The organism is Poseidonibacter ostreae (assembly GCF_009208075.1).
GTDB lineage: Bacteria > Campylobacterota > Campylobacteria > Campylobacterales > Arcobacteraceae > Poseidonibacter > Poseidonibacter ostreae.
Map to the genome: position 1 here is coordinate 23,077 of NZ_WFKJ01000038.1, position 6,973 is coordinate 30,049.

The 6,973-nt window shown below is 25.3% G+C and carries 10 protein-coding genes; 3 read left to right on the top strand and 7 right to left on the bottom strand.

The annotated features are described in order from the left end of the window. Positions 1–38: 38 nt before the first annotated feature. The 5 genes from GBG18_RS11470 to GBG18_RS11490 all read right to left on the bottom strand — a co-directional run bounded on the left by GBG18_RS11470 (position 39) and on the right by GBG18_RS11490 (position 3,805). Entirely contained in the window at positions 39–1,220 is a 1,182-nt protein-coding gene (locus GBG18_RS11470; RefSeq protein ID WP_152191213.1) for a hypothetical protein, read from the bottom strand. Positions 1,221–1,322: 102 nt separating this feature from the next. After that, a complete protein-coding gene (locus tag GBG18_RS11475; protein WP_152191215.1) occupies positions 1,323–1,973 on the bottom strand; it encodes a DsbA family protein in 651 nt (216 codons plus the stop codon). Next, on the bottom strand, positions 1,963–2,388 hold the full coding sequence (locus tag GBG18_RS11480) for a disulfide oxidoreductase (protein ID WP_152191216.1): 426 nt from the start codon (positions 2,386–2,388) through the stop codon (positions 1,963–1,965). Before GBG18_RS11480 ends, GBG18_RS11475 begins: the two co-directional genes overlap by 11 nt. Positions 2,389–2,519: 131 nt before the next feature. Then, a complete protein-coding gene (locus GBG18_RS11485; RefSeq protein WP_152191218.1) occupies positions 2,520–2,804 on the bottom strand; it encodes a hypothetical protein in 285 nt (94 codons plus the stop codon). A gap of 68 nt (positions 2,805–2,872) precedes the next feature. Beyond that, the gene (locus GBG18_RS11490; RefSeq protein ID WP_152191219.1) at positions 2,873–3,805 is read right to left on the bottom strand and encodes a methyltransferase domain-containing protein; all 933 of its coding nucleotides are present in this window, start codon (positions 3,803–3,805) and stop codon (positions 2,873–2,875) included. Between the two features lie 190 nt (positions 3,806–3,995). Here GBG18_RS11490 and rraA point away from each other — a divergent pair, with 190 nt between their 5' ends. Then, entirely contained in the window at positions 3,996–4,478 is a 483-nt protein-coding gene (gene rraA / locus GBG18_RS11495) for a ribonuclease E activity regulator RraA (protein ID WP_152191221.1), read from the top strand. A 48-nt stretch (positions 4,479–4,526) separates the two neighbouring features. Here the strand turns inward: rraA and GBG18_RS11500 are convergent, their stop codons facing one another. Further along, positions 4,527–5,162, bottom strand: a complete 636-nt coding sequence (locus tag GBG18_RS11500; RefSeq protein WP_152191222.1) for a peptidoglycan recognition protein family protein — start codon at positions 5,160–5,162, stop codon at positions 4,527–4,529. Positions 5,163–5,230: 68 nt separating this feature from the next. Between GBG18_RS11500 and GBG18_RS11505 the strand changes: the two genes are divergently transcribed. Both GBG18_RS11505 and GBG18_RS11510 read left to right on the top strand, forming a co-directional pair. After that, positions 5,231–5,494 carry a hypothetical protein gene (locus tag GBG18_RS11505; RefSeq protein ID WP_152191224.1) on the top strand — a complete coding sequence of 88 codons (264 nt, stop codon included), beginning with the start codon at positions 5,231–5,233 and terminating at the stop codon, positions 5,492–5,494. A 146-nt stretch (positions 5,495–5,640) separates the two neighbouring features. Then, positions 5,641–5,958: a DUF6172 family protein gene (locus GBG18_RS11510; RefSeq protein ID WP_152191225.1), complete on the top strand. Its 318-nt coding sequence runs from the start codon at positions 5,641–5,643 to the stop codon at positions 5,956–5,958. Positions 5,959–5,981: 23 nt separating this feature from the next. On the opposite strand, the gene GBG18_RS11515 is transcribed toward GBG18_RS11510, so the two are convergent. Then, positions 5,982–6,863, bottom strand: a complete 882-nt coding sequence (locus GBG18_RS11515) for an aldose 1-epimerase family protein (protein ID WP_152191227.1) — start codon at positions 6,861–6,863, stop codon at positions 5,982–5,984. Between the last annotated feature and the right edge of the window lie 110 nt (positions 6,864–6,973).

Sequence of the window (6,973 nt, forward strand, 5' to 3'; positions counted from 1 at the left end):
AAGTAGTCTTTTTTATGCAAGGTGTAAACCTTACATATTTATTTTTGTCTTGCTATTTCTTTAGCTTCGTTTGCAATTGCTTCTGCACGTCTAGCTACTTGAAGAACTTCACTTATTGCTTTGTTTGTTTCTTCATCTTTTTCAAGTCTTTCAATTCTTTCTAAAACATTTCTGTAAGAAATATGACCTATAGTTTCAAGAACTCTTGGTGATTTAATAATATGATTAATAAATGTTAAATCTCTCCAGTTATCAGTAATTTTGCAATCAATGTGATTTGAATAATCAGATGAAATTTTTGTTTCATTTGCTACAAATGCTAAATCAACGTCAATATCTTCAGTCTTTGCAAAGAAGTTATAATATAAATCTTGTAAATATATAGAAGATTTAAGATTAGTGATATATGAGTATACTTCTTCTTTTTCATCATTTTCTAACATATACGATAAAATTACATTTGATACTTTTTCATCTTCACTTGAAAGTGCTTGAGCTAATTTTTCATTACAGTTTTTATATACCTGTACTGATTTATCTTTATCTAAAGCTCTTGTAAACTTAAATAAATCTAAATTATGTGAATAAGAGAATCTATTAATTTGATCAATCAATGGATTTAAAAGAGCTTCTGGTTCTTCTGTACTATTTGCATAAGAAACAATACTATTTACAAACTCAACATCATTTTCATCAAAGTTTGTATTTAAACTATATTCAGTAATCTCATTTACAAGATTCTCACTTAATAAAGTTTTAGATTTTTCATCATAATAAGATGTTAAATCATCAATTTTAAATTTCTTAGAATTTGTAGAAATAAGTGCATACTGTGCAGAGATTTGCTTATATCTTGAGATTTTATCTTTTATATTAAAATCTTTTAATAGATTCAACTCTTTTTCTAGAATATCGTTTTTCTGAGCATTAATACTATTTGCAAGTCTTTGACCTCTTTTAGGTAATTCAGTTGCTAGTTTTGTTAACTTTGAATCATAATCATCAAAATCATTTGAATTTTGAATATTTGACACTAATTTAACAGCTGATGATATCTTTGCTGCTCTTCTTATAAAAAATACGATTATTAATAATATTACTAATAATACTAAAACAGTAGCATATACTCCATTTGGATTTTGCGCAAATATTTGTGCAATATCAAAATTTGTTTCTTGTGCTAATGCTAAAAACTCTTTAACTTTTTCTAGAAATGACATTAAACTTCCTTTACTTTTCTACTTTTATATTTATCTTATTAGTATACATAATTTTTCTTTATATTTTCTCTATATAATGTACTGTAAAGTTCGAAAAATATACTATTTGTATATTTCTGACTCAACTAACTCACTTAATGTTCTATATGATAATACTTCTAGTTTTTTTCCATTTACAAATATAGTTGGTGTTCCTCGAACTCCTAATGTTCTAGAGTCATTTGAATCAATATCCATCATTTCATCAAAGATAGGTTTTTTAATATCAACTTTGATTTTTTCAATATCAATTCCATCAATTTGAGATATAAAAGTCCATAATAATTCAGGTTTAGGATTATTTGTTTCTGCCCATTTATCTTGATTTGAAAAAACTGCATCTAAAGCTTCTGTATATTTTCCTTGTAACCTTGCTGCTTCTAATAATTTAACTGCAAATCTAGAGTTTTGATGATTTGGTAAATATCTTATAACTAATGAAATATCTTCATAGTTTTCTTTATACATTTTTTTTATTATTGGATGAAATTGTCCACAAGGTCCACATTGAGGATCTACAAACTCAACAACAACTACACCTTTTTTGTTTTCACCAAACTTAGGTGAGTGAGCTCTAGTATAAGGAGCACCTGCATCATTTTGTACAATATTTTCTACTTTTTTACTTTCACTACTTTTAAAAGCATAAGTAGCAAAGACAAATCCAAGTACTAATACAAGTAAAGATATAACAACTATTTTTTTATTTTTCATTTGAAGAAATTCCTTTTTTTATAATTAATAATAGAACTAAAATACTTGAATATGCAAGTAATGAAAGAAATGGAATAGTAATAAAACCTAACCAATTTATATATTCAGTTGAACATGGAACACCTTGTACACAAGGAACAATACTCTCTGGTATAATTTCAAACATTAACAAGTTATGATAAACAGAAAATGCCCAACCTACAAGTGTTATTGGCATTGCATACTTAACAATCTTATCATCTGGATATAACATATTTACTAAAAATATTATTACTAATGGGTACATAAATATTCTTTGATACCAACACATAGAACAAGGAATAAACTCCATAATTTCTGAAAAGAAAAGACTTCCAAGAGTTGCAAGGGAAGCAACAATAAAAGATATAAATATATATGTAGATGTTGAATTCAAAATAATTCCTATTAAATTTTTGAAAAATTATATCAGAAATTATCGATATTTTAGATTAGATTTTGAGTTAAATTTTTAAGTGTTTTTGTAATATATAAGTAAAGCTTATAAAAGATGAGTTAACTCATCTTTTATGCTCCACCACCAATAGGCGCGCTTAATTCATCATGAATTTTGCTTCTTGGAATTGAATCACAAAGTGCAACTGATTCGTTTAAGGCTTTAAAGAATTCTTCAATGTTTTCATAAGGTATTTCAACTTCTGAAGTTTTTTTACTTCCTTCTGAATAAATAGCAATACTTACAACTGGACTACTGTACTCACCGTATGGTTTTTCAACATGTTCAATTTTTACAGTATCACTCGTAGAGTGTGCTAATTTAAATGTTTTTACTTCAATATGTTTACATGGCATAATATACTCCTTAAATTTTATTTAACTATTGTATCATAAAATAAAAAAAACACAAGTAATTATTTAATCTATTTTTTAATAGATGTTGCAGTTAAAAACAGGTAGTTTTTTCCAGTTAGTGTTACTTTAAATTTTTTTTGTTGTAAATATTTTTTGCAAAAATATACATCTTTATAAAGTAAAGATTGCTCCGAATAAGAATATGTTGGATTTTTAGCTCCATAAATAATATCTGAACCAATCCATCTACAGTTTGGAAAACCTAAGATTATACTTCCACCCTCTTCTAAGTAGTTTTGTACTAGTGACATAAAAACTAATTTAAAATTTATACTACTTGATTGTAAAGTACTAATTGAGATTATTAAGTCAGATTTTTTTAAATTTAACTCATCTAGTTTATTTATATCATGTGAGTAAAACTCAAAGTTATCCTCACTAAATCTTTTTTTTGCTTCTTCAATAACACTTTTAGAATAATCAATTCCTACAAAGTTTATATTTTTAAAAACTTCAGGATAAACAATCTGTTTTATAGTTTCAAACTCATCTGCTTTATTAACACCTAAATTTAAAATCTGTTTTTTTTCATACACTTTAGTATGAATTAATGCTTTTTTATAAGGAAATAGAAAAGCTGGTTCTTCATTTTTATTTATTTTTGAAAATTCTGATTGAATTCCATATTTCTCATTATTAACATCGTTTGAATCTTTATGAAATGAGCTTTCCAAATCAATTTTTTTAAAACTTAAAGTTACTGTATATTTAGAACTTATTATAGGTGTTAACATTTTACAAAACATTAACTCTGATAAATCTACCCATGATTTATATGAACGATAAATATACTCTTGTTCTAAATCGACTCTAGTTCCTGAATATTTATCAATGCAAATATCTGGATTTAATACTTCAAAACTAACTATACTCTTTTCAATTAATATATCTTCAAAATATTCGATAATTTCATACATTGGTTCATTTGTAAATTTTTTCATTCTTAATCTTTATTTTTTGCAAATTATATACTATTTTTTCCTCAATAAATTTAAAAAGAGTTACATTTTAACTTATTTTTAAATATTAATTATATTTTTTAATATTTATTTAATACTTACACTTTTATTACATTTATTTTTACTAGTATATGAATCTTAAATTTAGGATTAAGAAAAAGGGGAAGAGAAAATGAATATACACACAGCAGATTTATGTGATGAAAACCAAGACAAAGATATAAAAGTATTACCAACAAAGTTCAAAAACTATGGTGGATTAAAACGTTTTTATGGACAAATTGAAACTATAAAACTAGATAAAAGTAATTGGCGTTTATTAGAAATGCTAAGAGATGAAAAAGGTGATGGCAAAATCGTTGTTGTTGATAACGCTGAAGAATTTTTTGGTGTTGTAGGCGATAGACTTATGGCATTTGCAGCTAAAAACAATTGGCAAGCAATTATATTAAACGGTTACGTACGTGATACAGATGAAACTCAAAATATTAATGTAGGACTTTTTGCAATTGGAACTTGTCCTTTAAGAAACTTTGAAAAAACAGACTCTTCAAGAGGAGAGACTCTTAGTTTTCATGGTCTGACTTTTAATCAAGGTGATTATATTTACGCTGATAATGATGGTGTTATTATTACAAAAGAGAAACTAATCTAATTTTTTATTATAAAAAGAATAAAGGCTAAGCAAACTAAAACGAGAACTTTAGTTTTTTAAGTCTTTTATCTTTTTTCTTAAAGCCTTCATAAAAACTTTATGAGGATCATTTTTAATTGTCTCATACTTTTTATCTTTTTCAAGCCAAAGCTCGTGTTTTTTATACTTTCTATATTCACTATGTGCAATTAAATATTTTATTGTCTTATACTTAGCTTTTAAGTAGTTTATTAATTCTACATTTGATTTTAACTGTTCTTTTGTTAAAGAGTCATTCTTTCTTTGACCACCGACGTTTTCTATACCAATACTAGAATAGTTTAAACCAATAACATGTCTTGCCATAAAAGTTTCAGGCATCAAAGAATAAATTGTCCCATCTCTTGCTACTAAAAAATGTGCCGAAACATTTAAATTGCTTGCTTTTGCAATATCTTTTCTATCACTCAAAAGTCTACTTGGATAAAACCTTTTATAAGATCTTTTCAAGTTATTTACTGCCGTATGATGAATAACAATCATTTTAGGAACAATATTTATATTATCAACTTTAAAGCCATAGTGTTTTTTTATATACTCTTTTGTTAAATCAACTCTTATTTTATCAAATACAATTGGAAGTTCTTTTATCTGTATTGCTTGTAAACTTAGACAAAATGCTAAAATTATAAATAAATTTTTCATTATGAATTGTATCTAAGCTAAACCAATATTTTTCACAATATAATTACACTTTAATTCAAGGAAGAGATATGTCACAAATAAAAGACAAACTAAAAGATGTTGTTACGACTGTAATGATCCCAGAAGTAGAGACTTACTTAGAAGAACTGCATCAGTTATTAGAAGAGAATAAACAAAGTGAAGATGATACCTTAGCAATGACAGAAATGGAGTCACTTTTAGTAGAACTTCAAAATGTATTAGCAGTTATAGAAGAAGATAAAACAGAAGACAGTGAATATGAAAGAATTTATCACTATATTATGGAAAATCTAGAGTCAAAAGAGCACTAGGTATAAAGAAATGGAAATAGTTTACCAAGTATTTGAAATAGGAATATTAATATATTTTATATATATGCTATACCGATTATTAAAGTGTAAATTTGGAAAATGTGATATCAAATAATGTTCAGATATAATGCGTCAAAAGGAAAATAATGAAAAAAACATTCAAGTTAAACGTTGAAAACAAACACCCAGATAGACAAATAGAATCTATAAAACACGAAATTAGAAAATATATAAAAAGAGAAAAAAACAAGCCAAGACCAGAAGGTGTTGATTTTTGGAATTTTAACTGTAAATTTGCTAAAAATGATGAAGAACCAAAAACAATTGAATTTGTAGATATCACAAAAAACATTGATGAAGCTTCAAATGAAAAATGTGAAACACTTTATATGGAAATACTTAGCGTTGCTGGTATTAGAGAGCCAAAACCTGAGTTAAATAAAGATGAGCAAGAAGATAATTAAACTTATCTTTTTTGCTAAATAGTTTAAATCTTAATCTTATAAAAAGAAGAAAACACTGCATTTTTTTCTAAAATATTAATTCCTTCTTTTTCTTCAATATTTTTATTATGATTAATAAAATCAGCAATACCATACCAAGGTTCAATACATACAAAAGGTGCTCCACTAGGTTTTGACCATAAACCTAAATATGAAAACCCATTAAAACAGACTTCAATAAACTTATCATTTTTATAATTTTTTAATTTAACACTATTTATACTTTCATTTTTAAAAATTAATGCATCTTTTTTAAAACTATCTTTTGAAATATTAAATCTTTTTTTATCAAGTTCAATATCAATCTTTTCAGATGAAATACCATTATTTAATAAAGGAAAAGCTTTTAGGTTTTTATCTTCATCTAAATTTTCAAATTCAAAATAGTAGTCATTCTTATCTTCAGTTTCTTTTTCTAATGGCCAATTAAAAGCAGGATGTGCTCCAATTGAAAAGTACATTTTTTCATCTGATTTATTTACAACTTGATATGATATTTTTACTTCATTTTCTTTAATCTCATAAGAGATAAATAGCTGATAAACAAATGGATAAACTTTCAAAGAGTCTAAATCACTTTGTAATAAAAACTTCAAATAATTTTCACCCTGCTCTACTAATACAAACTCTTTATCTCTTGCAAATCCATGCTGTGACATTTTATATGACTTATTTTTATAAAAATACTCATCATCTAATAACTTTCCAACAATAGGAAATAATACAGGAGAAGTTCTATTCCAAAACTTTGCATCTCCTTGCCATAAATATTCAATATCATTTTGTAGCTTTTTTAAACTTTTTAACTCAGCACCAAAAGAATCAACTTTTATTTCAAGATGCTTGTTTTTAATAGTATATTCCACTTTATATGCCTTTTATACTCTATTTATAAATAAAATTATAACAAAATTTTGTAATTTATCTAAATATTTAAAAACTTTAAATTTAATTTAAAGTTATCTTTACTATAATG

Coding starts and splice junctions, on each gene's coding strand:
- rraA (WP_152191221.1), top strand. CDS start 3,996: ATGAATATACACACAGCAGATTTATGTGATGAAAACCAAGACAAAGAT.
- GBG18_RS11475 (WP_152191215.1), bottom strand. CDS start 1,973: ATGAAAAATAAAAAAATAGTTGTTATATCTTTACTTGTATTAGTACTT.
- GBG18_RS11490 (WP_152191219.1), bottom strand. CDS start 3,805: ATGAAAAAATTTACAAATGAACCAATGTATGAAATTATCGAATATTTT.
- GBG18_RS11470 (WP_152191213.1), bottom strand. CDS start 1,220: ATGTCATTTCTAGAAAAAGTTAAAGAGTTTTTAGCATTAGCACAAGAA.
- GBG18_RS11505 (WP_152191224.1), top strand. CDS start 5,231: ATGTCACAAATAAAAGACAAACTAAAAGATGTTGTTACGACTGTAATG.
- GBG18_RS11510 (WP_152191225.1), top strand. CDS start 5,641: ATGAAAAAAACATTCAAGTTAAACGTTGAAAACAAACACCCAGATAGA.
- GBG18_RS11485 (WP_152191218.1), bottom strand. CDS start 2,804: ATGCCATGTAAACATATTGAAGTAAAAACATTTAAATTAGCACACTCT.
- GBG18_RS11500 (WP_152191222.1), bottom strand. CDS start 5,162: ATGAAAAATTTATTTATAATTTTAGCATTTTGTCTAAGTTTACAAGCA.